Source organism: Streptomyces sp. NPDC006463 (genome assembly GCF_042870715.1).
Lineage (GTDB): Bacteria > Actinomycetota > Actinomycetes > Streptomycetales > Streptomycetaceae > Streptomyces.
This window is the reverse complement of sequence record NZ_JBIAHP010000021.1, coordinates 71,148-92,974: the sequence shown is the minus strand read 5'-3', so window position 1 is coordinate 92,974 and position 21,827 is coordinate 71,148. Positions and strand designations below refer to the sequence as shown.

The 21,827-nt window shown below is 70.7% G+C and carries 21 protein-coding genes and 1 riboswitch; of the genes, 8 read left to right on the top strand and 13 right to left on the bottom strand.

Annotated elements, in window-relative coordinates; genetic code table 11:
• The first annotated feature begins 23 nt into the window (after window positions 1–23).
• A complete protein-coding gene (locus ACFYOB_RS31120; RefSeq protein WP_388565455.1) occupies window positions 24–947 on the top strand; it encodes an NADP-dependent oxidoreductase in 924 nt (307 codons plus the stop codon).
• Here the strand turns inward: ACFYOB_RS31120 and mnmA are convergent.
• Entirely contained in the window at window positions 944–2,080 is a 1,137-nt protein-coding gene (gene mnmA / locus ACFYOB_RS31115) for a tRNA 2-thiouridine(34) synthase MnmA (protein WP_388565452.1), read from the bottom strand. The genes ACFYOB_RS31120 and mnmA overlap by 4 nt on opposite strands.
• 69 nt (window positions 2,081–2,149) lie before the next feature.
• On the opposite strand from mnmA, the gene ACFYOB_RS31110 reads away from it, so the two are divergent.
• Entirely contained in the window at window positions 2,150–2,869 is a 720-nt protein-coding gene (locus ACFYOB_RS31110; protein ID WP_388565450.1) for an N-acetylmuramoyl-L-alanine amidase, read from the top strand.
• Here ACFYOB_RS31110 and ACFYOB_RS31105 read toward each other — a convergent pair.
• From ACFYOB_RS31105 to ACFYOB_RS31055, 11 genes are all read right to left on the bottom strand, one after another.
• Complete coding sequence (locus tag ACFYOB_RS31105; protein WP_388565447.1) at window positions 2,862–4,025, bottom strand: cysteine desulfurase family protein; 1,164 nt, start codon at window positions 4,023–4,025, stop codon at window positions 2,862–2,864. The genes ACFYOB_RS31110 and ACFYOB_RS31105 overlap by 8 nt on opposite strands.
• Before the next feature lie 213 nt (window positions 4,026–4,238).
• A complete protein-coding gene (locus ACFYOB_RS31100; protein ID WP_328927781.1) occupies window positions 4,239–5,096 on the bottom strand; it encodes a thioesterase family protein in 858 nt (285 codons plus the stop codon).
• Window positions 5,097–5,143: 47 nt separating this feature from the next.
• Complete coding sequence (locus tag ACFYOB_RS31095; protein ID WP_388565444.1) at window positions 5,144–5,800, bottom strand: trimeric intracellular cation channel family protein; 657 nt, start codon at window positions 5,798–5,800, stop codon at window positions 5,144–5,146.
• 154 nt (window positions 5,801–5,954) lie between these two features.
• Entirely contained in the window at window positions 5,955–7,055 is a 1,101-nt protein-coding gene (locus tag ACFYOB_RS31090; protein ID WP_388565582.1) for an ABC transporter ATP-binding protein, read from the bottom strand.
• Window positions 7,056–7,060: 5 nt separating this feature from the next.
• Window positions 7,061–8,128, bottom strand: coding sequence for an ABC transporter ATP-binding protein (locus tag ACFYOB_RS31085; protein ID WP_388565579.1), 1,068 nt, complete (start codon window positions 8,126–8,128; stop codon window positions 7,061–7,063).
• A gap of 68 nt (window positions 8,129–8,196) precedes the next feature.
• Window positions 8,197–9,198 (bottom strand): ABC transporter permease, encoded by a 1,002-nt coding sequence (locus ACFYOB_RS31080; RefSeq protein ID WP_388565441.1) that lies wholly within the window; start codon window positions 9,196–9,198, stop codon window positions 8,197–8,199.
• Between the two features lie 150 nt (window positions 9,199–9,348).
• Window positions 9,349–11,109, bottom strand: coding sequence for an ABC transporter substrate-binding protein (locus ACFYOB_RS31075; protein ID WP_388565439.1), 1,761 nt, complete (start codon window positions 11,107–11,109; stop codon window positions 9,349–9,351).
• Window positions 11,110–11,149: 40 nt separating this feature from the next.
• Window positions 11,150–12,142 carry an ABC transporter permease gene (locus tag ACFYOB_RS31070; RefSeq protein WP_388565436.1) on the bottom strand — a complete coding sequence of 331 codons (993 nt, stop codon included), beginning with the start codon at window positions 12,140–12,142 and terminating at the stop codon, window positions 11,150–11,152.
• 497 nt (window positions 12,143–12,639) lie between these two features.
• Window positions 12,640–13,380 (bottom strand): enhanced serine sensitivity protein SseB C-terminal domain-containing protein, encoded by a 741-nt coding sequence (locus ACFYOB_RS31065; RefSeq protein WP_388565433.1) that lies wholly within the window; start codon window positions 13,378–13,380, stop codon window positions 12,640–12,642.
• A 55-nt stretch (window positions 13,381–13,435) separates the two neighbouring features.
• Window positions 13,436–14,170 (bottom strand): enhanced serine sensitivity protein SseB, encoded by a 735-nt coding sequence (locus ACFYOB_RS31060; RefSeq protein WP_388565431.1) that lies wholly within the window; start codon window positions 14,168–14,170, stop codon window positions 13,436–13,438.
• A gap of 154 nt (window positions 14,171–14,324) precedes the next feature.
• Complete coding sequence (locus ACFYOB_RS31055; protein ID WP_388565576.1) at window positions 14,325–14,993, bottom strand: AAA family ATPase; 669 nt, start codon at window positions 14,991–14,993, stop codon at window positions 14,325–14,327.
• Between the two features lie 181 nt (window positions 14,994–15,174).
• Window positions 15,175–15,278, top strand: a riboswitch (glycine riboswitch).
• A gap of 155 nt (window positions 15,279–15,433) precedes the next feature.
• Between ACFYOB_RS31055 and gcvT the strand changes: the two genes are divergently transcribed.
• The 4 genes from gcvT (at window position 15,434) to ACFYOB_RS31035 (ending at window position 19,951) form a co-directional block, all read left to right on the top strand.
• Window positions 15,434–16,549 (top strand): glycine cleavage system aminomethyltransferase GcvT, encoded by a 1,116-nt coding sequence (gene gcvT, locus ACFYOB_RS31050; RefSeq protein ID WP_388565428.1) that lies wholly within the window; start codon window positions 15,434–15,436, stop codon window positions 16,547–16,549.
• Between the two features lie 111 nt (window positions 16,550–16,660).
• The gene (gene gcvH / locus ACFYOB_RS31045) at window positions 16,661–17,041 is read left to right on the top strand and encodes a glycine cleavage system protein GcvH (protein WP_388565426.1); all 381 of its coding nucleotides are present in this window, start codon (window positions 16,661–16,663) and stop codon (window positions 17,039–17,041) included.
• A gap of 15 nt (window positions 17,042–17,056) precedes the next feature.
• Window positions 17,057–18,313 carry a serine hydroxymethyltransferase gene (glyA, locus tag ACFYOB_RS31040; protein ID WP_388565423.1) on the top strand — a complete coding sequence of 419 codons (1,257 nt, stop codon included), beginning with the start codon at window positions 17,057–17,059 and terminating at the stop codon, window positions 18,311–18,313.
• Between the two features lie 255 nt (window positions 18,314–18,568).
• A complete protein-coding gene (locus tag ACFYOB_RS31035) occupies window positions 18,569–19,951 on the top strand; it encodes an L-serine ammonia-lyase (RefSeq protein ID WP_388565420.1) in 1,383 nt (460 codons plus the stop codon).
• Between the two features lie 72 nt (window positions 19,952–20,023).
• On the opposite strand, the gene ACFYOB_RS31030 is transcribed toward ACFYOB_RS31035, so the two are convergent.
• A complete protein-coding gene (locus tag ACFYOB_RS31030) occupies window positions 20,024–20,680 on the bottom strand; it encodes a hypothetical protein (RefSeq protein ID WP_388565418.1) in 657 nt (218 codons plus the stop codon).
• Window positions 20,681–20,810: 130 nt separating this feature from the next.
• Here ACFYOB_RS31030 and ACFYOB_RS31025 point away from each other — a divergent pair, with 130 nt between their 5' ends.
• Both ACFYOB_RS31025 and ACFYOB_RS31020 read left to right on the top strand, forming a co-directional pair.
• Window positions 20,811–21,323 carry a hypothetical protein gene (locus ACFYOB_RS31025; protein WP_388565416.1) on the top strand — a complete coding sequence of 171 codons (513 nt, stop codon included), beginning with the start codon at window positions 20,811–20,813 and terminating at the stop codon, window positions 21,321–21,323.
• Between the two features lie 161 nt (window positions 21,324–21,484).
• A complete protein-coding gene (locus tag ACFYOB_RS31020) occupies window positions 21,485–21,811 on the top strand; it encodes a carboxymuconolactone decarboxylase family protein (protein WP_388565413.1) in 327 nt (108 codons plus the stop codon).
• Window positions 21,812–21,827: the final 16 nt, after the last annotated feature.

Sequence of the window (21,827 nt, the reverse complement as noted above, 5' to 3'; positions counted from 1 at the left end):
CGACGATTCGAGGAGAAGAACAAATGCGTGCTGTCGTCGTGAGCGAGTGGGGCGGCCCCGAGGTCCTGACCGAGACCGAGATCGAGCGGCCCGAGCCGGGCCTGAACGAGATCCTGGTGCGCGTCCACGCGGCGGGCGTGAACCCGGTCGACTGGAAGACCCGGGCCACCGGCGGCCTGATCGCCTGGGGCGAGGTCCCGATCGTCGGGTGGGACGTCTCCGGCACCGTCGAGGCCGTCGGCCCCGGCGTGACCCTCTACGCCCCCGGCGACGAGGTGTACGGGATGCCGAGCTTCCCGCGCCAGGCCGGCGGGTACGCCGAGTACGTGGTGGGCCCGGCCCGGCACTTCGCCCGCAAGCCCGCCTCACTGGACCACGCGGAGGCGGCCGCGCTGCCGCTTGCGGCGCTGACCGCCTGGCAGGCACTGGTGGACACGGCCGGGGTCTCGTCCGGGCAGCGGGTCCTGATCCACGCGGCGGCGGGCGGCGTCGGCCACTTCGCGGTACAGATCGCCAAGGCGCTGGGAGCGTACGTGATCGGCACGGCCAGCGAGGCCAAGCACGGCCTGCTGCGCGAGCTGGGCGCCGATGAACTGATCGACTACCGGTCGGCCGATTTCGCCGAGGCGGTGTCGGACCTGGACGTGGTGATCGACTCCATCGGCGGGGACAACGGCAAGCACTCGCTGAAGGTCCTCAAGCCCGGCGGGCACCTGGTGACCCTGCCCTCCCCGGACGACGTGCCGGCGGACGCGACCGGCGTCCACACCGGCTGGACGCTGGTCGAGCCCGACTACCGGGGTCTGGTACAGATCGCGGCCCTGGTGGAGGAGGGCAAGCTGCGCCCGGTCATCGACACGGTCCTGCCGCTGTCCGAGGCCGCGAAGGCCCACGAGATCGGCGAGCGGGGCCGGACGACCGGCAAGATCGTCCTGACGGTCGCCTAGGCGGAGGCTGCGGCCTTGGCCCGGGTGGTCGTGGCGATGGTGGCGGAGCCGACCACGCGGGTGCCGTCGTAGAGGACGATCGCCTGGCCGGGGGCCACGCCGCGGACCGGTTCGGTGAAGGAGACGCGCAGCTCGCCGTCCACGAGCTCGGCGAAGACCTCGGTCTCGCCGCCGTGGGCGCGCAGCTGGGCGGTGTAGGTGCCCGCGGCGGCGGCCGTGGATCCGCACCAGCGGGGGCGGATCGCGGTCAGGGCGGTGACGTCGAGGGCCTCGACGGGGCCGACGGTGACGGTGTTGTTCACCGGGGAGATGTCGAGGACGTAGCGCGGCTTGCCGTCGGCGGCGGGGTGGCCGATGCGCAGGCCCTTGCGCTGGCCGATGGTGAAGCCGAAGGCTCCCTCGTGGGTGCCGACCGTCCGTCCGGACTCGTCGACGATGTCGCCCTCGGCCTTGCCGAGGCGGTTCGCGAGGAAGCCCTGGGTGTCGCCGTCGGCGATGAAGCAGATGTCGTGGCTGTCGGGCTTCTTCGCCACGGCCAGGCCCCGCTCCTCGGCCTCGGCGCGGATCTCTTCCTTGGTGGTGAGGGTGTCGCCGAGCGGGAAGAGGGCGTGGGCGAGCTGCTTCTCGTCCAGGACGCCGAGGACGTACGACTGGTCCTTGGCCATGTCGGAGGCGCGGTGCAGCTCGCGCGTGCCGTCCTCGTTCAGGACGACGGTGGCGTAGTGGCCGGTGCAGACGGCGTCGAAGCCGAGGGCGAGGGCCTTGTCGAGCAGCGCGGCGAACTTGATCTTCTCGTTGCAGCGCAGGCAGGGGTTGGGCGTGCGCCCGGCCTCGTACTCGGAGATGAAGTCCTCGACCACGTCCTCGCGGAAGCGCTCGGCGAGGTCCCAGACGTAGAAGGGGATGCCGATGACGTCCGCGGCGCGGCGGGCGTCGCGGGAGTCCTCGATGGTGCAGCAGCCGCGGGCGCCGGTCCGGAAGGACTGCGGGTTCGCGGAGAGCGCCAGGTGGACGCCGGTCACGTCGTGCCCGGCTTCGACCGCGCGAGCGGCGGCGACGGCGGAGTCCACACCGCCGGACATGGCGGCCAGGACGCGAAGGGGGCGGGCGGTACGCGGCAGGTTCTCAGTCATAGCACCGTCCAGAGTACGGGGAACCGAGCGGGGTCACAGCGCGTTATCGGGGTACGGGGGGTGGATCACATGGCCGAGCAGAGGAATACGGGGAAGAAGGCGCCGAAGAAAGCGCCGAAGAAAGCGAAGAAGAAGGCACCGGGGAAGGCGTCGGGGAAAGCGCCGAGCCGGACCCGCAGGGCCGTGCTCTTCGGCGGGCTGGGGGTCTTCGCGGTGGCGGCGATCGCCGGGCGGGAGGAGATCGGCCGGGCCTGGTGGCTGCTGCCCGGGGTGTCCAAGCCGCGCAAGGAGGGCGAGCTGGATCACGCGGTCGCGAGCTGGACCGCGGCCTCGCCGGCGAACTGGCGGATGGCGGACCGGCCCGACGACTACCGCGTGGACCGGATCGTCGTCCATGTCACCCAGGGCAGCTTCGAGTCCTCGGTCGACGCCTTCAAGAACCCGTGGCACAAGGCGTCGGCCCATTACATAGTGCGCGGCGACGGCCATGTCGAGCAGCTGGTGCGCGAGATGGACGTCGCCTTCCACTCCGGCAACCGCTCGATGAACGAGCGCAGCGTGGGCATAGAGCACGTGGGTTTCGTGGACCGCCCGAAGGACTTCACGGACGCGATGTACGCGGCCTCGGCCCGGCTGGCGGCGGACATCTGCCGCCGGTACGGCATACCGGCGGACCGCACCCACATCCTGGGCCACTCCGAGGTCCCGGGCGCCGACCATACGGACCCGGGCCCGCACTGGGACTGGGACCGGTACGTCCGCCTGGTCAAGGAGGCGCTCGCTAGCTGAGGCCTGCCGTGCGGGCGCGTTCGACGGCCGGGCCGATCGCTGCGGCCAGGGCGGCGACGTCGTCCTTGGTGGAGGTGTGGCCGAGGGAGAAGCGCAGGGTGCCGCGCGCCAGCTTGGGGTCGGTGCCGGCGGCCAGCAGGACGTGGCTCGGCTGGGCCACCCCGGCGGTGCAGGCCGATCCCGTCGAGCACTCGATGCCCTGGGCGTCGAGCAGCAGGAGGAGGGAGTCGCCCTCGCAGCCGGGGAAGCTGAAGTGGGCGTTGGCCGGGAGCCGGTCGTCGGGGTCTCCGCCGAGGACGGCGTCCGGCACGGCCGCGCGGACGGCGGCGACCAGCTCGTCCCGCAGTGCGCCGATCTCCGTGGCGAACCGCTCGCGCCGCTCGGCGGCGAGGACGGCGGCGACCGCGAAGGCGGCGATGGCGGGCACGTCGAGGGTGCCGGAGCGGACGTGCCGTTCCTGGCCGCCCCCGTGCAGTACGGGTACGGGGCTCTGGTCGCGGCCCAGCAGCAGCGCGCCGATGCCGTACGGGCCGCCGACCTTGTGCCCGCTGACGGTCATGGCGGCGAGGCCGCTGTCGCCGAAGGCGACGTCGAGCTGCCCGAAGGCCTGCACGGCGTCGGAGTGCAGCGGGATCCCGTACTCCCCGGCGACGGCGGCCAGTTCACGGACCGGCATGACGGTGCCGATCTCGTTGTTGGCCCACATGACGGTGGCCAGGGCCACGTCGTCGGGGTTGCGCTCGACGGCCTCGCGGAAGGCGTCGACGTGCACGCGTCCGTAGTGGTCCACCGGCAGGTATTCGACCTGGGCGCCCTCGTGCTCGGCGAGCCAGTGGACCGCGTCGAGCACGGCGTGGTGCTCGACGGGGCTGGCCAGTACCCGGGTCCGGCCGGGGTCGGCGCCGCGGCGGGCCCAGTAGAGGCCCTTGACGGCGAGGTTGTCGGCCTCCGTACCGCCGGCGGTGAAGACCACCTCGCTCGGGCGGGCGCCGATCGCGTCGGCGAAGGCCTCGCGGGCCTCCTCGACGGTGCGGCGGGCCCGTCGGCCGGCGGCGTGCAGGGAGGACGCGTTCCCGGTGGCGGCGAACTGCGCGGTCATCGCCGCGGCGGCCTCCGGCAGCATCGGGGTGGTGGCGGCGTGGTCGAGGTAGGCCATGATCCCCCGATTCTACGAGGGCGCCGGCACCCTCCCGCGCCGCGGCCCCGTCAGGCCGGCCGCTTCGGGGTTGCTGGGGCTCCGTGGGCCCCTGGACGCCGGGCGCCCCGGGGCCCCCGGCCGGGGACCGGCGCACGAACTCCGTCGCGGCGCCCCCGAAGCCCGTCGGGCCCGGCAGGGCCGAACGGTGCCAGGGGGCGCGGCGAGAAGGTGTCAGGACTGGCGCGGGGCGCGAGCCAGCTGCCGGGACTGGGCGACCAGGTGGTCCGCCGAGTCCCAGACCTCGGCGTCCTCCTCCAGGAAGCCGCCGGCCAGGTTGCGCGTGGTGATGGCGACGCGCAGCGGGCCCGGGGCCGGGCGGCGGCGGATGTGGGTGGTGAGTTCCACGGTCGGCGCCCAGCCGATCAGGCCCAGGTCGAAGGCGGTCGGCGGCAGCGCGTCGACGGCGAGGAGCATGGACAGCGGGTCGGCGTCGCGGCCGTCGGCCAGCTCGAACCAGGCCCGCATCTCACCCTTGCCCGAAGGCGCGCCCACGGCCCAGCCCGCGGTCGCGGGGTCGAGCCTCAGCCGCAGCCGGTCGACGATCTCGGAGCTCCCGGGGATCGGGGCCGGTCCGGCTTCGGCGCCGAGGCAGTCCTCGTAGGCCGGCATGACGGGCGCCGTGGCCACCGTCCGTACGTCGTCCGGCAGGGACGAGAGGTCGCCGTAGGAGGCCAGGACGCGGATGCGCTCGATCTCGGCGCCGCTCTCGTCGTACTGGAACAGCGAGGCCTGGCCGGTCGAGAGGGTGCGGCCCACCCGTACGACCTGCGTGCGGATCACGGCGGGGCCTGGCACGGAGGAGGTCAGGTAGTGCGCGGAGACGGTGAAGGGGTCCGGGTGCGGGAGGGCCGCGGACAGGGCCCGGCCGACCAGGGCCAGCAGGTAGCCGCCGTTGACGGCGGTGATGATCGTCCACCCGGCGGAGAGCTCCGCGTCGTACACCCCGGGCTCGCCCGCGCGCGCGGTGATCGTGGTGTCGCGGTCGAACTCGCTGTCGCCGATGGTTGCCTGGGCAGCTGCGTTTGACATGAAAACGACGGTACACCGTGAAGCTACTAAGCGGTAGCTTTCTACTGTTACGGCTCTTCGGCCACCGACGACCGTCGGTTCCAGGCCAGCGGAGCCCGCCAGTGGTAGCGCATGGCGAGGAGGCGCAGCACGAATGTGGTGACGATCGCCAGGCCCGTGGTGACGGCGTTGAGGGACTCCAGGGCGATGAAGACGGCGACCATCGCGGCGCCGACGGTGGCGGGCACGGCGTACATCTCGCGGTCGCGCAGCAGCGAGGGCACCTCGTTGGCGAGTACGTCGCGCAGTACGCCCCCGCCGACGGCCGTGGCCAGGCCGAGCGCGGCGGACGCGGTGAGGCCGAGGCCGTACTCGTACGCCTTGGTGGTGCCCGTCACGCAGAACAGCGCGAGGCCGGCGGCGTCGAAGACGTTGATGGCCCGGTTGATCCGCTGGACCTCGGGGTGCAGGAAGAAGACGAGCGCGGCGGCGATCAGCGGCGTGACGAAGAAGCTGAGCTCGCCGAAGGCGGCCGGCGGGACGGCGCCGATGACCAGGTCACGGAAGAGGCCACCGCCGAGGGCGGTGACCAGCGCGAGCACGGCGATGCCGAAGACGTCGAAGTTCTTGCGGACGGCGAGCAGGGCGCCCGCGGTGGCGAAGACGAAGATGCCTGCGAGGTCCAGGGCATGCTGGATCCCGGGCGGGAAGAGATCGTGGGACACCGGGCCATTGTCGCTTGCCGGGCGGCTTTGCCGGGCTGCGGGCCCCTGGCCGGTGCGGCTCCAGGATCCGGGGTTCCGCCGGGTACCGCCGCGAAAGCCGACGGGGCCGGATGCGCGCCGCGCGCGCATCCGGCCCCGTCCACACCTGCGATCGTTACTCCGCGACCGTGACCACCGCGTCCGCCGCGCCCGGCAGGGGCTGGTCGCCCGGAGCCTGGTCGGGGGCGTTCTCCGGGTGGTGGCAGGCCACCTGGTGGCCGGTCTTCAGCGCCAGCATCGGCGGTTCCTGCGTCGTGCAGATCTGCGTCGCCTTCCAGCACCGCGTGTGGAAACGGCAGCCGGTCGGTGGGGAGATCGGCGACGGCACGTCGCCCTTGAGCAGGATGCGGCCGGTCGCCGCGCCCCGCCGCCTCGGGTCGGGCACCGGCACTGCCGACAGCAGGGCCTTGGTGTACGGGTGCATCGGGTTCTCGTAGAGCGACTTGCGGTCCGTCAGCTCCACGATCTTGCCGAGGTACATCACCGCGATGCGGTCGGAGACGTGCCGGATGACCGACAGGTCGTGCGCGATGATCACGTACGTCAGGCCGAGCTCCTCCTGGAGGTCGTCCAGCAGGTTCACCACCTGGGCCTGGATCGACACGTCCAGCGCCGAGACCGGCTCGTCGGCGACGACCAGCTTCGGCTTCAGGGCCAGGGCCCGGGCGATGCCGATGCGCTGGCGCTGGCCGCCGGAGAACTCGTGCGGGTAGCGGTTGTAGTGCTCCGGGTTCAGGCCGACCAGCGACAGCAGCCGCTGCACCTCGGCCTTGAGGCCGCCCTCCGGGTCGACCCCCTGCAGCTTGAAGGGGGCGCCGACGATCGTGCCGACCGTGTGCCGCGGATTCAGCGAGCCGTACGGGTCCTGGAAGATCATCTGCACGTCACGGCGCAGCGGCCGCATGCCCGCCACCCCGAGGTGCGTGATGTCCTTGCCCTCGAACTCGACCGTTCCGCCGGTCGGTTCGAGCAGCCGCGTGATCAGCCGGCCCATGGTCGACTTGCCGCAGCCGGACTCGCCGACCACGCCCAGCGTCTCGCCGCGACGGACCTCGAAGTCGATCCCGTCGACGGCCTTGACGGCCCCGACCTGCCGGCGAAGCAGCCCCTTGTTGATGGGGAAGTGCTTGACCAGGCCGGTCACCTTCAGCAGCGTTTCCGCGGGCGCCTTCTCGGAGGCCTTCTCGGAGGCCTCCGCCGCGCCGGTCTTCTTCATGTCGGTCACAGCTTCGGCGCAATCTCTTCGGTCCAGATCCGGGTCCGCTCCTCCTGCGACATGTGGCAGGCGGACCAGTGCCGGCTGTCGTCCTGGGTCAGCTCGGGCCGCTGGGTGCGGGTGATGCCGCCCTTGGGGATGTCGGCGTACGGGCAGCGCGGGTTGAAGGCGCAGCCGCTGGGGATGTTGATGAGGCTGGGCGGCGAGCCCTTGACCGGGATCAGGCGCTCGGTCTGGTCGCGGTCGATGCGCGGCATCGAGCCCAGCAGGCCCCAGGTGTACGGGTGGCGCGGCTCGTAGAAGACCTTCTCGGCGGTGCCCCGCTCGACGCACCGGCCGCCGTACATGACGAGGATGTCGTCGGCCATCTCGGCGACCACGCCGAGGTCGTGCGTGATCATGATGACCGCGGAGCCGAACTCCTTCTGCAGATCGCGGATCAGGTCCAGGATCTGCGCCTGGACGGTGACGTCCAGGGCGGTGGTCGGCTCGTCCGCGATGAGCAGCTCGGGGTTGTTGACCAGGGCCATCGCGATCATCGCGCGCTGGCGCATACCGCCGGAGAACTCGTGGGGGTACGCGTCCACGCGCCGGTGCGGCTCCGGGATGCCGACGCGGTCGAGCATCTCGACGGCCCGCTTGCGCGCCGTCTTCTTGTCGACGTCCTGGTGGGTCCGGTACGCCTCGATGATCTGCTTGCCGACCGAGTAGTACGGGTGCATCGCGGACAGCGGGTCCTGGAAGACCATGGCCATCTTGCGCCCGCGGAGCTTGCGCACGTGGTCGGCGTCGGCCCGTACGAGGTCCTCGCCGTCGAGCACGACCTCGCCCGAGATGTGGGGGCGGCTGCGCGCGTTGCCGGTGCGGTGCAGGCCCATGATCGCCAGCGAGGTAACCGACTTGCCGGAGCCGGACTCGCCGACGATGCCGAGCGTCTTGCCGCGCTCCAGGTCGAAGGAGAGCCCGTCGACGGACTTGACCAGACCGTCGTCGGTCGGGAAGTGCACCTTGAGGTCACGCACGGAGAGGAAGGCGCCGTCCTTGGGCGGCCCGGCCTGCTCGGGTACGAACACGGGCCCGCCGACGACGGGTTCGCGGTCGGCGGACTCGCCGGAGCCGGTGCCGGTGGTGGGGTTCTCGGTCACGTCAGCCTCACGCGCGGGTCGATGACGGCGTACAGCAGGTCCACGATCAGGTTGGCCATCACCACGAACAGCGCGGCGATCAGGGTGACTCCCATGATCACCGGGAGGTCGCCGGCGCCGATGGCGGCCACGGCCGCCGTTCCCAGACCCTGGAAGTTGAAGGTCGTCTCGGTGAGCACCGCACCGCCGAGGAGTCCGCCGAGGTCGAGGCCGAACATCGTGACGATCGGGGTGAGCGTGGAGCGCAGGGCGTGCTTGCGGATGACCACGCCCTCCTTGAGCCCCTTGGCGCGGGCCGTGCGGATGTAGTCCTCGCCGAGGACCTCCAGCATCGTGGCGCGGGTGATGCGGGCGTAGGTGGCGGCGAAGAGGAAGGCCAGGGTGACCCAGGGCAGGATCAGGCTGTTGAGCCAGGCGACTGGATCCTCGGTCAGGGGTTTGTAGTTGGACACGTCCAGCCAGCCGAGGCTGTAGACGAAGATCGCGGGGGCCACCATGCCGGTGAAGAAGATCGGCAGGGAGACACCGGCGAGGGCGCCGACCATGACGGTGCGGTCGATGGCGGTCCGGCGTTTGAGCGCCGAGATCACACCGGTCGCCACACCGGCGATCACCCAGATCAGGGCCGCCCCGAGGGCGAGCGAGAGCGTGACCGGCATGCGGTCGAGCATCGTCTCCCAGACGGGCGCGTCGGTCTTGAAGGAGTACCCGAAGCACGGCGCCGCACAGTGCGTGACGTCGGAGCCGCCGTCGTAGTCACGGCCGGCGAAGATGCCCTTGAGGAAGAGGAGGTACTGCTCGGAGATGGGCTTGTCGAAGCCCATCTTCACGCGGATGCCCGCCAGGGCGGTCTCATTGGTCTCGCGTCCGGCGTACATGAGCGCGGGATCGCTGCCGGTCAGCTTCGGGACCGCGAAGAAGATGCCGAAGGTGACCACGGAGACCACCAGCAGCGTGGCGGCGACGTTGAACAGCCGCCGTATGAGGTAGACGAGCACTGCAGTCGGCCGCCCGGGGCGGGTGGCCGCCGCCCCTTGTGGGGACGGCGGCCACCGCCTGCGGCCTTCACCTGCCCTTCGGACTAGCGCATGTGCGGTGAAGGCACTTACTTACTTGCGTGCTGGGTTGATTTCCTGCACCGGACCGGACTACTTGGCGGCGATACCCACGGTGGCAAGGTCGATCTTGCCCATGGAGTCGTTGAAGTAGACGTTGGTCAGACGCGGGTTGTGGTAGACGAAGGCCTTGTCGAAGTTGATCGGCAGGTAGAGCGCCTTCTCCATGACCTTCTTGTTGATGTCCGTGTAGAACGGCGCGGCGGCTTCCGGCGTGGCGGCGGAAGCGGCCTTGTCGAAGAGGCCGTTGATCTCGGGGTCGTCGAGCATCGAGTAGTTGTTGTTGCCGTTCGGCTGGATGAACGATCCGTCGACCAGCGGCTGCAGGTAGCCCGCGCCGGAGTTGTAGTCGGCGCCCCAGCCCATGACGATGATGCCGTAGTTCTTCTTCTTCACGTTCTCGGGCGAACCGATCGTGGAGGAGGAGAGCTTGCCGTCGTACTGGTCGATCGTCGCCTTGATGCCGACCTTGGCGAGCGCCGCCTGGAGGGACTCGGCGGTCTTCACCTCGGGAGCGCGGTTGTTGCGCACGGCGATGGTGGTCTCGAAGCCGTCCGGCTTGCCACAGGCCTTGAGGGCCTCCTTGGCCTTGGCCTCCTGCGGCTCGCCCTTCGTCAGACCGAAGGGGTCGTAGGACTTGTCCGAGCCGGGGATGCCGGGCGGCAGCATGTTGGCGCCGAGGTCACCGCTGGTCGGGCCGCCGCGGGCGGTCTGCAGGGACTTCGGGTCGGCCGCGTAGATGACGGCCTTGCGGCACTCGATGTTCTCGAACGGCGCGACGGTCTGCGGGAAGACGAAGTAGCGGATGTAGCCCGTGAACGGGTTGTCCGCGTTCGCCTTGAGCTTCTCGTCCTTGAGGATCTTGTTCTTCGCGGCCTGCTGGACGCCGGTGCCGTCGACCGCGAGGTCGATGTCGCCCGACAGCAGACGCTGGTCCATGTCGTCCGGGTTGGTGGTCACCGTGAAGGAGACCTTGTCCGGCAGACCCTTGCGGATCGTGTCGGTCTTCGGGTCCCAGTTCTCGTTGCGGACGAAGGTGGCGCCCTTGCCGGCGGTGAAGCTCTCCACCTTGTACGGGCCGGTGGAGACCGGCTTGTTGGTGTAGGTGGCGCCCGTGTCCTTGGCCGCCGGGACCGGCGAGGAGGACGGCATGGCCAGCAGGTAGCTGAAGTCGGAGTTGGCGCTCGCCAGGTTGAAGACGATCGTCTTGTCGTCCGGCGTCTCGACGGACTTCAGACCCATCTTGTTGGGGTCGGTGTCCTTGTACGGGCCCGGGTACTTCTGGCCCTGGTCGAGCAGGTCGATCAGGTAGGTCGGACCGCCGGACAGCACGTCCTGCGCGAAGTTGCGCTCGACGCCGTACTTGATGTCCTTCGAGGTGATCGGCGTGCCGTCCTCGAACTTCACGCCGTCCTTGAGCTTGAGCGTGTACGTCTTGCCGTCGTTGCTCAGGACCGGCAGGGCCTCGGCGAGGTCCGGGACCAGCTTGGTGCCGTCCTTGCCCGGCTTGCTGTCGTACGCGAGCAGCTGGCGGACGTACAGGCGCTGCATGTCCCAGACGAAGCCGTAGTAGGCGCGCGCCGGGTCGAGGTAGTCGACGTCCTGCGGCGACCAGAGCTTGAGCTCTCCGCCCTTGGCGTCCGACGGGTTGACGACTCCGGTGGTGGCGGCGTTGAACGCGGCGGCACCGGAGCCCTTCCCCTCGGTCTTGCCGTCGTCGCCACCGCACGCGGCGGTCAGCGACAGGGCGGCGATCACGGCGGTGATCGCGAATGCCTGCTTTCTGCGGATCACGGTTGTCCAACCTCCATGGTGGGTGAATCGATGAAGCGGTTCAGTTGCCCTTGGGGTCGAGTGCGTCACGCAGCCCGTCCCCGAAGAGGTTGAACGCCAGGACGGTGATAAAGATCGTCATACCGGGCACCACCATGTACATGGGGTCGTCCTGGTAGATGGGGACGGCGTCGGACAGCATCTTTCCCCAGGAGGCCGTGGGCGGCTTGACCCCGGCGCCGAGGAAGCTGAGGGCCGCTTCCGTCAGGATGTTGGTCGGGATGATCAGCGTCGCGTAGACGAGGATCGGTGCGACCAAGTTGGGCAGCAGCTCCTTGATCAGGATGTAGCCGCGGCCCGCCCCGAGGCTGCGCGCGGCCTCGACGTACTCGCGTTCCCGCAGGGAGATCGTCTGGCCCCGGACGATGCGGCCGATGTACGGCCATCCGAAGAAGCCGATGACGACGATCAGTACGCCCATGCGGACGCCCGAACCCTCGAACCCCCAGAGGGAGTTGGGGACCACGGAGACCAGGGCGATGGTGAACAGCAGCTGCGGGAAGGCCAGCAGCAGGTCCATCGTGCGGCTGATGAGGCCGTCGACCCAGCCACCGAGGAACCCGGCGAGGGCGCCGAGCAGGCTGCCGATGGCGACCGACACGAAGGCCGCCAGGAAGGCGACGACCAGCGAGATGCGGGCGCCGAAGACGATCCGGCTGAACACGTCGCGACCGTTGGTGGGTTCGACGCCCAGCAGGAAGTCGGAGCTCATGCCGCCGAAGGAACCGAGCGGCGTGCCCAGGTCCGGGTCGATCAGGTCCTCGTGGAACTCGTTGGGCGGGTGGCCCAGCAGGCTCACGATCTGCGGCGCGAAGACCGCCACCAGGATCAGGAGGATCACGACCACGCCGCCGGTCAGCGCGACCTTGTCGCGCTTGAGCCGCATCCAGGCGATGCGGCCGGGCGAGCGGCCTTCGATGGCCTTGGCTGGGACGTCGGCTACGGACACAGGTGCGGGTGTTTCCGCGCTCGTGTCATGCAGTGGTGCCGTCATCGTGGTGGGGACCCCTCTCGGCCGACGGGTGGCCGGCCCATGCCCGCCGCTGTGGCGGCGTTGGTGCGGAGTGGCGCTTGGAGTGCGTGGGACACACAGGACGCGTGTGAAGTGCAGGAACTGCGGGAATTGCTGTGCCGAACAACAAGCGAAGTGCGCGTGCCGAGCCGGGTGTCGAAGGACTGACCGGGCTCTTGGGTGGGGAGTCTTCATCGGGCGCTTGAGCGCCCGCCAGACCTGCCGGTGATGTGATGCGCAACCGTGATCTGCGTCTACACCTTCCGTTATCCGAACCGCGCGCCCTGTTGAGCGGTGAAACACCTCCCCTTCGACGCGGAACGGACATCCGGCCCAACTGCCATTTCAGGCACGGTTCTTGGGTGGAGTCGGCGGATACGCCGAAGGCCGCACCGATGGGGTCCGGTGCGGCCTTCGACACAGATGTCGCGATATGCGGATGTCTGGGGATCGGGGCGGGAGCGCTCGTCCGGCGCCGATCAGTAGGGCGGCGCCTGGCCCTCGCGGTCGTAGAAGGGGCGGGTCTGCGCGCGCAGCCACATCGCGACGGGGTCGTGCTCGTCCGCCAGCGCGACCGTGCACACCGGGACGCCCTCGGGGACCACGCCGACCGACTGGCGCATCATCTCCCGTACGGATTCCAGCGCGGGCGCGGAGGCGTCGTACAGGTCGAGCCCGACCGCGAGGTACGGGGACCCGAGCGCGGGCTGCACCCACGCGCGGCGCAGCGACCGGACGGCCGGGGTGCGGTGCGCGTGCTGGGTCAGCAGCCCGTAGAACTGCGGGAGCTCGATGGCGGGCTCGGACAGCCGCAACGGCCCGGCCGGCATCCGGTCCAGGCCGGTCGCGATCCGGCGCAGGTCGGCCCAGGGGATGCCGAGGCCGCCGCCCTGGGCGTGCGGGTTGAGCCACAGGCCCCAGCGGTCCGGATAGAGCGCGCGGGCGATGTCCCGCCCGGTGACCACCTCGTAGCCCCGGTTCCAGCCGCTGGCGGCCAGTTCCTGCGGGGAGGTCACGCAGGGCGCGTACCCGAGGCTCTCGACCTCCATGCCGCCGTACTGGGCGTCCGGGGAGCCCGGCTGTCCCTGCCAGAGGAGCATCCACAGCCGGCCCTCGGAGAGGGCGTGCAGAAGCGACTCATAACTCTCATACCGCCCGGGAGTCACCTGGCGGAGCATGTGCTCGACCTGCCCGGCCGCGGCCGTGCCTGACGCACTCACCCGGTACCCCTCTTCGTCCGCCCGTCGTCCACGCGTACCAACAGCTTAAGCGGCCCTATGGGAGGTAGAAGGGGCGTACGCGCTCACGAATCCACTCTGTGACCGGGTCCTGGGCGGCGTCGAGGAGGATCAACTGCACGGGCCAGGGCGCCGGTACGCGGGTCAGGGCCCGGCCGAGGGCCTCCATCGGGGCGTTTCGCATCCCGGCCTCCCATCCCACCAGTCGGACACCGATGAACAGTTCCGGCTCCCCGCCCTCGACGCTGGCGAGGCATCGGTGTGCGGCGGCGACCACGCCGGTGGCGCGGAACTCCTCGGCGGCCGCGGCCAGAAAGTCCACCGGGTCCTCCTGCCAGTCGGGCTCGTAGAGCCGCACCCGGCCGCCGGTGGTCGGGCCGTCGAGCGGGGTCCGGCCGGTGCGGCACAGCTCGGCGACGGCGGGCGGGGGCAGGGGGACGCCGACGGCCCCCTCGGGGTTGAGGGCGATGCCGAGCTGCGGGGGCAGACCGCGGGCGAACTCGACGGCGGGGGCCACCGCGAAGTCCATGCCCGGGCCGACGCAGGCGAGGAACTGGGCCTCGGAGCTGTAGACCGGGACGTACGCGGCCCCGCCGATGTCCATCGTGGGCAGGTCCAGGGCGGCCGAGTCCCGCCCGCCGCCGCCGGGCAGGGGCACCCACACCTGGCTGCGGCCGAGCACCTCCAGGATCCGCCCGCCCGCGTCCGGCTGCCCGAGCGCCGCCCCGAGCACCTGCTCCAGCTCATTGTCCGGCCAGCCGCTGCCCTGCATGTGCGTGTGCCTCCGTTGGTTCCGCGGATCGTCGTGGCCGAGGTTATCGGCCCGGGGTGCGCCGCCGCTGCCGGGGCCGGATCCTTCAGCCCCTGCGGCGTCCGAGGAGCGGGGGTCCGGGAAACGGCCCCCGCAACGGCGCCGCACCCGGCGCTTACGGGTGGAACACGATCCGCGTCACCGCGGAGGCGGAGGCGCGGTCCAGGAGGGTCGCCGAGGCGCAGCCCGCGGGCGGGTGGCCGGCCTCCGCGGCGCGCAGCAGGCGGGTAACCGCGCCCCGGTGGCGGGCGAAGGCGTACGCCGACACCCGGCGCCCCCGCGCCGCCTGCCCTGCCAGGGCCTCCGCGGGGCTGCTGTCCAGCAGGAGCAGGTGCAGCGCCCGTCCCCGGCGGCGGGCGACCGCCGCGAGCAGGCCCCGTACCCAGCTCTGCGTGCCGCAGTCGTGGACGATCATCGAGGTCCCGGAGCGGAGGGTCCGCCACAGGCCCCAGTAGTGGGCGCCGCGCACCAGCGGCCGGTAGACCGCGTACGGCAGCGTCCGCGGCATCCGCCGCTCCCAGCGCTCCCGGGTGTCCTGGGAGTCGATGGCCCCGCCCCCGGCCGCCGCGCGCTTGATCAGCGTGCTCTTGCCGCCGCCGGGCAGGCCGGACACCACGACGATGTCGCCCGCCGCGAAGGCGAGGGCCTGCGGGCCGCCCGCTCCCGGGCCGCGGAGGTCCCGGACGGGGCCGGCCGGCCCGCTCCGCACGCGCGCACCGGGCTGCGCGGGCACCGCGTCCACGGTCGCCGCGGCCGCCACACCTACGAATCTCCGCACAGTGATCGCCTCCCCCGAATCGGGTCACCAGGACCCTTGCCCACTGAGTGTAAAGAGACGGTAATCCGGCGGCCCCGGTTCCGGTCCGGCCGTCCCAGCGCCGCACGAACTTTCGGGGCCCCACCCCCGATCACGGCGGTGGCGTGCAATGATGTGCGCCATCTGGACCAACTGCATACCGGCCGCTTGAATCCGCGCGGGAGAGTCCCGGCACGCCGCAAGGCCGTGCGCGGGCGCCGAAGGAGCAAGAACCTCCCTTGAATCTCTCAGGCCCCGTACCGCGTGGATGAGGCAGATCTGAAAAGCGAGCTGTCCGACAGCTCCACCCAAGGTGCAAGCCGAAGATCCGGGCAACCAGGAACTCTCGGCGAACCTCTCAGGTTCCGATGACAGATGGGGAGGACCCTCCTCGTCATGTCATGCCCTGGGACTCGGGAGCCACACCCATGAGCACTGCCCCCCGTCTGACCGCCCTCGATGCGCTGCACCGTTCCCTCGGTGCGACCATGACCGACTTCGCGGGCTGGGACATGCCGCTGCGGTACGCGAGCGAGCGCGACGAGCACAACGCCGTACGCACCAAGGCCGGTCTCTTCGACCTGTCCCACATGGGCGAGATCACCCTGACCGGCCCGGAGGCCGTCAAGGCCCTGGACTACGCGCTGGTCGGCAACATCTCCACGGTCGGCGTCGGCCGCGCCCGCTACACGCACATCTGCCAGGAGGACGGCGGGATCGTCGACGACCTGATCGTCTACCGCCTCGGCGAGACCGAGTACATGGTCGTCGCCAACGCCTCCAACGCCCAGGTCGTCCTCGACGCCCTGACCGAGCGCGCCGCCGGCTTCGACACCGAGGTCCGCGACGACCGCGACGCCTACGCGCTGATCGCGGTGCAGGGCCCGGAGTCCCCCGGCATCCTGGCGTCCCTCACCGACGCCGACCTGGACGGGCTCAAGTACTACGCAGGACTGCCGGGCACGGTGGCCGGGGTTCCGGCGCTGATCGCGCGTACGGGCTACACCGGCGAGGACGGCTTCGAGCTGTTCGTCGCCCCCGAGCACGCCGTGGAGCTGTGGCAGGCGCTGACCAAGGCGGGCGAGGGCGTCGGCCTGGTCCCGGCCGGGCTGTCCTGCCGCGACACCCTGCGCCTGGAGGCGGGCATGCCGCTGTACGGGCACGAGCTGACCACCTCCCTCACCCCCTTCGACGCGGGGCTGGGCCGGGTCGTGAAGTTCGAGAAGGAGGGGGACTTCGTCGGCCGCGCCGCACTGGAGGCCGCCGCCGAGCGCGCCGCCACGAACCCGCCGCGCAAGCTGGTCGGCCTGATCGCCGAGGGCCGCCGCGTGCCGCGCGCCGGTTTCCCGGTCGTGGCCGACGGACAGGTCATCGGCGAGGTCACCTCCGGCGCCCCGTCCCCGACGCTCGGCAAGCCGATCGCGATGGCGTACGTGGACGCGGCGCACGCCGCGCCCGGCACCTCCGGCGTCGGCGTCGACATTCGCGGTACGCATGAGCCGTACGAGGTCGTGGCCCTGCCCTTCTACAAGCGGCAGAAGTAACACTTCGCACGACCCGGCGCGCAGGCAGTCGTACGGACATCCGTACGGCGCCGTCTCAGTACCCAAGACCACAGTTCGTATCCACTCCCCCGCATCCAGGAGAATCAGGTCATGAGCACCCCCCAGCAGCTGCGTTACACCAAGGAGCACGAGTGGCTGTCGGACGCCGTTGACGGCGTTTCGACGGTCGGCATCACCGAGTTCGCGGCCAACGCGCTCGGTGACGTCGTCTACGCCCAGCTCCCCGAGGTCGGCGAGACCGTCACCGAGGGCGAGACCTGTGGCGAGCTGGAGTCGACGAAGTCGGTCAGCGACCTGTACTCCCCCGTCTCCGGCGAGATCGTCGAGTTCAACCAGGACGTCGTCGACGACCCGGCCCTGGTGAACTCCGCTCCCTTCGAGGGCGGCTGGCTGTTCAAGGTGCGCATCTCGGAGGAGCCCAAGGACGTGCTCTCCGCCGAGGAGTACACCAAGCTCACCGCCGGTAACTGACCCCAGGGGATCCTGATGTCCGTACTGAACACCCCTCTCCACGAGCTCGACCCCGACGTCGCCGCAGCCGTCGACGCCGAGCTCGTGCGCCAGCAGTCCACCCTCGAGATGATCGCGTCGGAGAACTTCGCTCCGGTCGCCGTCATGGAGGCCCAGGGCTCGGTCCTGACCAACAAGTACGCCGAGGGCTACCCCGGCCGCCGCTACTACGGCGGCTGTGAGCACGTCGACGTGGTCGAGCAGATCGCGATCGACCGCATCAAGGCGCTGTTCGGTGCCGAGCACGCGAACGTGCAGCCCCACTCGGGCGCGCAGGCGAACGCCGCCGCGATGTTCGCGCTGCTGAAGCCGGGCGACACGATCATGGGCCTGAACCTGGCCCACGGCGGTCACCTGACCCACGGCATGAAGATCAACTTCTCCGGCAAGCTCTACAACGTGGTCCCGTACCACGTCGACGAGACCGGCGAGGTCGACATGGCCGAGGTCGAGCGCCTCGCCAAGGAGTCCAAGCCGCAGCTGATCGTCGCGGGCTGGTCCGCCTACCCGCGCCAGCTGGACTTCGCCGCCTTCCGCCGCATCGCGGACGAGGTCGGCGCGTACCTGATGGTCGACATGGCGCACTTCGCGGGCCTGGTCGCCGCGGGTCTGCACCCGAACCCGGTGCCGCACGCCCACGTCGTCACCACCACCACGCACAAGACCCTCGGCGGTCCGCGCGGCGGTGTCATCCTGTCGACGCAGGAGCTGGCCAAGAAGATCAACTCCGCGGTCTTCCCGGGTCAGCAGGGCGGCCCGCTGGAGCACGTGATCGCGGCCAAGGCGGTCTCCTTCAAGGTCGCCGCCTCGCCCGAGTTCAAGGAGCGCCAGGAGCGCACCCTGGAGGGCGCGAAGATCCTCGCCGCCCGCCTGGTCCAGGACGACGTCAAGGCCGTGGGCGTGGACGTCCTCACCGGCGGCACCGACGTGCACCTGGTCCTGGTCGACCTGCGCAACTCCGAGCTGGACGGCCAGCAGGCCGAGGACCGCCTCCACGAGGTCGGCATCACGGTCAACCGCAACGCCATCCCGAACGACCCGCGGCCCCCGATGGTCACCTCGGGTCTGCGGATCGGTACGCCGGCGCTGGCCACCCGCGGTTTCGACGCCGAGGCCTTCACCGAGGTCGCCGAGATCATCGCGCAGGCGCTGAAGCCGACGTACGACGCCGAGGGCCTCAAGGCGCGCGTCTCGGCGCTCGCCGCGAAGTTCCCGCTGTACCCGTCGCTCTAGTGGCACCGGGAGGGCCCGGCCTCGCTCGTGCAGCGGCCGGGCCCTTCCCATGACCGGGGACGGGGCGGATGCGGCGCATGGCCGCACAGGCCGGCGTGTGCGGGAGCGTGAGTGACACCCGCCTGACCCCCCTCGGTCCCTTTCCGGCAGACGAGCCGTTCATTTCGCCGCGTTAAGCTCGTCTGTCGGACAAATTCCGATCAATCCACATCTCCCGCCCCCTCCCACCCCACGAGCAGACAAGGGAGTCCGCCAGTGGCCATCTCCGTCTTCGACCTCTTCTCCATCGGCATCGGCCCGTCCTCCTCCCACACGGTCGGCCCGATGCGCGCCGCGCGCATGTTCGTGACGCGACTGAAGAAGGACGGTGTCCTCGCCCAGACCGCGTCCGTCCGTGCCGAGCTGTTCGGCTCCCTCGGCGCGACCGGCCACGGCCACGGCACTCCCAAGGCGGTCCTGCTGGGTCTGGAGGGCCACTCCCCCCGCACCGTGAACGTCGAGACGGCCGACGACGAGGTCGAGCGCATCCGCAAGAGCGGACGCCTGCGCCTCCTCGGCACGGAGATAGGCGATGGGCACGAGATCGCCTTCGACGAGCCGACCCAGCTGATCCTGCACCGCCGGCGCTCCCTGCCGTACCACGCGAACGGCATGACGCTCTTCGCGTACGACGCCGACGGCGCCCCGCTGCTGGAGAAGACCTACTACTCGGTCGGCGGCGGCTTCGTCGTGGACGAGGACGCGGTCGGCGAGGACCGGATCAAGCTCGACGACACGGTGCTGAAGTACCCCTTCCGCTCCGGCGACGAGATGCTGCGCCTGGCGAACGAGACCGGCCTGTCGATCTCCTCCCTCATGCTGGAGAACGAGAAGGCCTGGCGCACCGAGGAAGAGATCCGCGAGGGCCTGCTGGAGATCTGGCGCGTCATGCAGTCCTGCGTCGCGCGCGGCATGTCCCGCGAGGGCATCCTCCCGGGCGGCCTGCGCGTCAAGCGCCGCGCCGCCTCCACGGCGCGCCAGCTGCGCACCGAGGGCGACCCGATGATGCACCGCAGCGAGTGGACGACGATCTACGCGATGGCGGTCAACGAGGAGAACGCGGCGGGCGGCCGGGTCGTCACCGCGCCCACCAACGGCGCGGCCGGGGTCCTGCCCGCCGTTCTGCACTACTACATGAACTTCGTGCCGGGCGCGGACGAGGACGGCGTGGTCCGCTTCCTCCTCGCCGCGGGCGCGATCGGCATGCTCTTCAAGGAGAACGCCTCGATCTCCGGCGCCGAGGTCGGCTGCCAGGGCGAGGTGGGCTCGGCCTGCTCGATGGCGGCCGGCGCCCTCGCCGAGGTCCTGGGCGGCACCCCGGAGCAGGTCGAGAACGCGGCCGAGATCGGCATGGAGCACAACCTGGGCCTGACCTGCGACCCGGTCGGCGGCCTCGTCCAGATCCCCTGCATCGAGCGCAACGGCATGGCGGCGGTCAAGGCCGTCACGGCGGCCAAGATGGCCATGCGCGGCGACGGCAGCCACAAGGTCTCCCTCGACAAGGTCATCAAGACCATGAAGGAGACCGGTGCGGACATGAAGGTGAAGTACAAGGAGACCGCCCGCGGCGGCCTCGCGGTCAACGTCATCGAGTGCTGATCCACGGCAGGTGACACGCAGGGCCCGGCGCACGCGCCGGGCCCTGCGCGCTGTCCGGCGCCCTCCGTGGTGCTATCCGCGGCGCAGGGCCTTGAGGACGCCCTTGGCGAAGTCGTCCACCGACGCGTCGTACGCCTTCAGGCTCTCGGGGGTGGGCTCGGTGCGCGCTTCGGCCGTGACCGTCACGTCGATCATCAGGTTGCTGTCGCGCAGGCGCAGCTCACGGACCTGGCGCAGCTCGGTCGGCTTGTTGTAGGCGAACCGGTAGGCCTCCTTGCCGACGCCCTTCGCCTCGGTGAGGCCGCTGTCCGGCATGGCCTTGGCCGTGTCCTCCCGGCTCCTGGCGAAGACGTCCTTCGCGAAGTCGACGCTCTCGGTGTAGGCGAGGTCCAGCTCGACCTTGACGCCCCCGTACTTCGCCGGGCCGGACTCGACGAGCGGCTGGACGCACTCGACGCCCGGGGCGCCCCCGCCGGACCGCTTGATCCGGTCCGCGGCCTCGTCCCGCGAACCCAGCGGGTCGGCGAGCTCGCCGTACGGCAGCGCATTGCAGATCTCGTCCGTGGCCGCCCAGCGGTAGCCTCCCTTGCCTTCCTGCGAGACCTCTCGGTCCGCGTCGCCGCCGCAGGCGGTGGCCGCCAGGACCAGGGCCACGGCGACCGTTCCACGGCGCGGAAAGCGGCGTCGACGCATCCGGTTCTCTCCTGTGTCGAGCGGGTCGGATTCCACGCAACCAGCCTGCCACCAAGGGGAGTTGCTTACCTGCGGAATCAGGGAAGGGGAAGTGGAACTGCCGGGTCCGCTACGGCGTCCTAGGCTGTGTCACAAGTCCCCGCCTCCCGAGAATCGAGGGGACGTCATGATCCACCCGCCCTTCCGCCGGATCGTGGCCCTTGCCTCCGGCGCCCTGCTCGCCGCCGGGCTCTCGTCCGCCGTTCCGGCCTCGGCCGCCATCGCCACCCGGACCCAGAACCAGACGCCGCTCGTCGTCAATGCCCGCTGGGGCGGGCACCCCACGTACGACCGGATCGTCATCGACCTGCAGGGGTTCGTCCCCGGGGTGAGCGTCACCCCCGTACCGCACCTGGTCTACGACGGGTCCGGCAAGCCCGTACCGCTGGCCGGGAAGCACTTCCTGGAGATCCGCCTCAACCCCGCCGCCGCCCACGACGACGCGGGGCACAGCACCTACCAGGGGCCCCGGCTCCAGAAGATCAACCTCAGCAAGCTCAAGGGCCTCGCCCTGACCGGCGACTTCGAGGGGTACGTGACCTTCGGCGCCGCCTTCGACACGGTCCCCTACTACCGCACCTTCTCCCTGCACTCGCCGGAGCGGTTCGTCGTGGACATCGCGCACCAGAACCAGTGCTGAACCGCGGCTTGCCCGGGCGGCGGCGCGCACCGCGCCGCCGCCGCCGGGATGCGTACGGTCCGAAATGTTCCTAAGGTCGATGGACAGGGATACGCCGCAGGAGAACCCGGTTCCCCTCCACTGACGGCGTCAGCCCCCGATCCCGTCAGGAGATGAACCGCATGACGTCTGCGTCCGAAACTCCTGTCCTCGACACCCTCGCCGCCATGACGCTCGACTCGCTCGAGCGGTGCGGCCTGTCCGCGGACACCCTCATCCTCACCCGCATCGCCGCGCTCGTCGCCATGGACGCGCCCGCGATGTCCTACGTCGCCCACGCCGGCCCCGCCATGGAATCCGGCGTGGACGCACAGAAGCTCCAGGACGTCCTGGTGGCCATCGCGCCGATCGTGGGCACCGCCCGCGTCATGTCCGCGGCCACCCACATCACGGAGGCTCTGGGGATCGCCATCGCCGTGGCCGAAGCCGAATCCCAATCCCAATCCTGAGCACCATCCGCGGCGG

Coding starts and splice junctions, on each gene's coding strand:
- ACFYOB_RS31120 (WP_388565455.1), top strand. CDS start 24: ATGCGTGCTGTCGTCGTGAGCGAGTGGGGCGGCCCCGAGGTCCTGACC.
- mnmA (WP_388565452.1), bottom strand. CDS start 2,080: ATGACTGAGAACCTGCCGCGTACCGCCCGCCCCCTTCGCGTCCTGGCC.
- ACFYOB_RS31110 (WP_388565450.1), top strand. CDS start 2,150: ATGGCCGAGCAGAGGAATACGGGGAAGAAGGCGCCGAAGAAAGCGCCG.
- ACFYOB_RS31105 (WP_388565447.1), bottom strand. CDS start 4,025: ATGGCCTACCTCGACCACGCCGCCACCACCCCGATGCTGCCGGAGGCC.
- ACFYOB_RS31100 (WP_328927781.1), bottom strand. CDS start 5,096: ATGTCAAACGCAGCTGCCCAGGCAACCATCGGCGACAGCGAGTTCGAC.
- ACFYOB_RS31090 (WP_388565582.1), bottom strand. CDS start 7,055: ATGAAGAAGACCGGCGCGGCGGAGGCCTCCGAGAAGGCCTCCGAGAAG.
- ACFYOB_RS31070 (WP_388565436.1), bottom strand. CDS start 12,142: ATGACGGCACCACTGCATGACACGAGCGCGGAAACACCCGCACCTGTG.
- ACFYOB_RS31060 (WP_388565431.1), bottom strand. CDS start 14,170: ATGCAGGGCAGCGGCTGGCCGGACAATGAGCTGGAGCAGGTGCTCGGG.
- gcvT (WP_388565428.1), top strand. CDS start 15,434: ATGAGCACTGCCCCCCGTCTGACCGCCCTCGATGCGCTGCACCGTTCC.
- gcvH (WP_388565426.1), top strand. CDS start 16,661: ATGAGCACCCCCCAGCAGCTGCGTTACACCAAGGAGCACGAGTGGCTG.
- glyA (WP_388565423.1), top strand. CDS start 17,057: ATGTCCGTACTGAACACCCCTCTCCACGAGCTCGACCCCGACGTCGCC.
- ACFYOB_RS31025 (WP_388565416.1), top strand. CDS start 20,811: ATGATCCACCCGCCCTTCCGCCGGATCGTGGCCCTTGCCTCCGGCGCC.
- ACFYOB_RS31020 (WP_388565413.1), top strand. CDS start 21,485: ATGACGTCTGCGTCCGAAACTCCTGTCCTCGACACCCTCGCCGCCATG.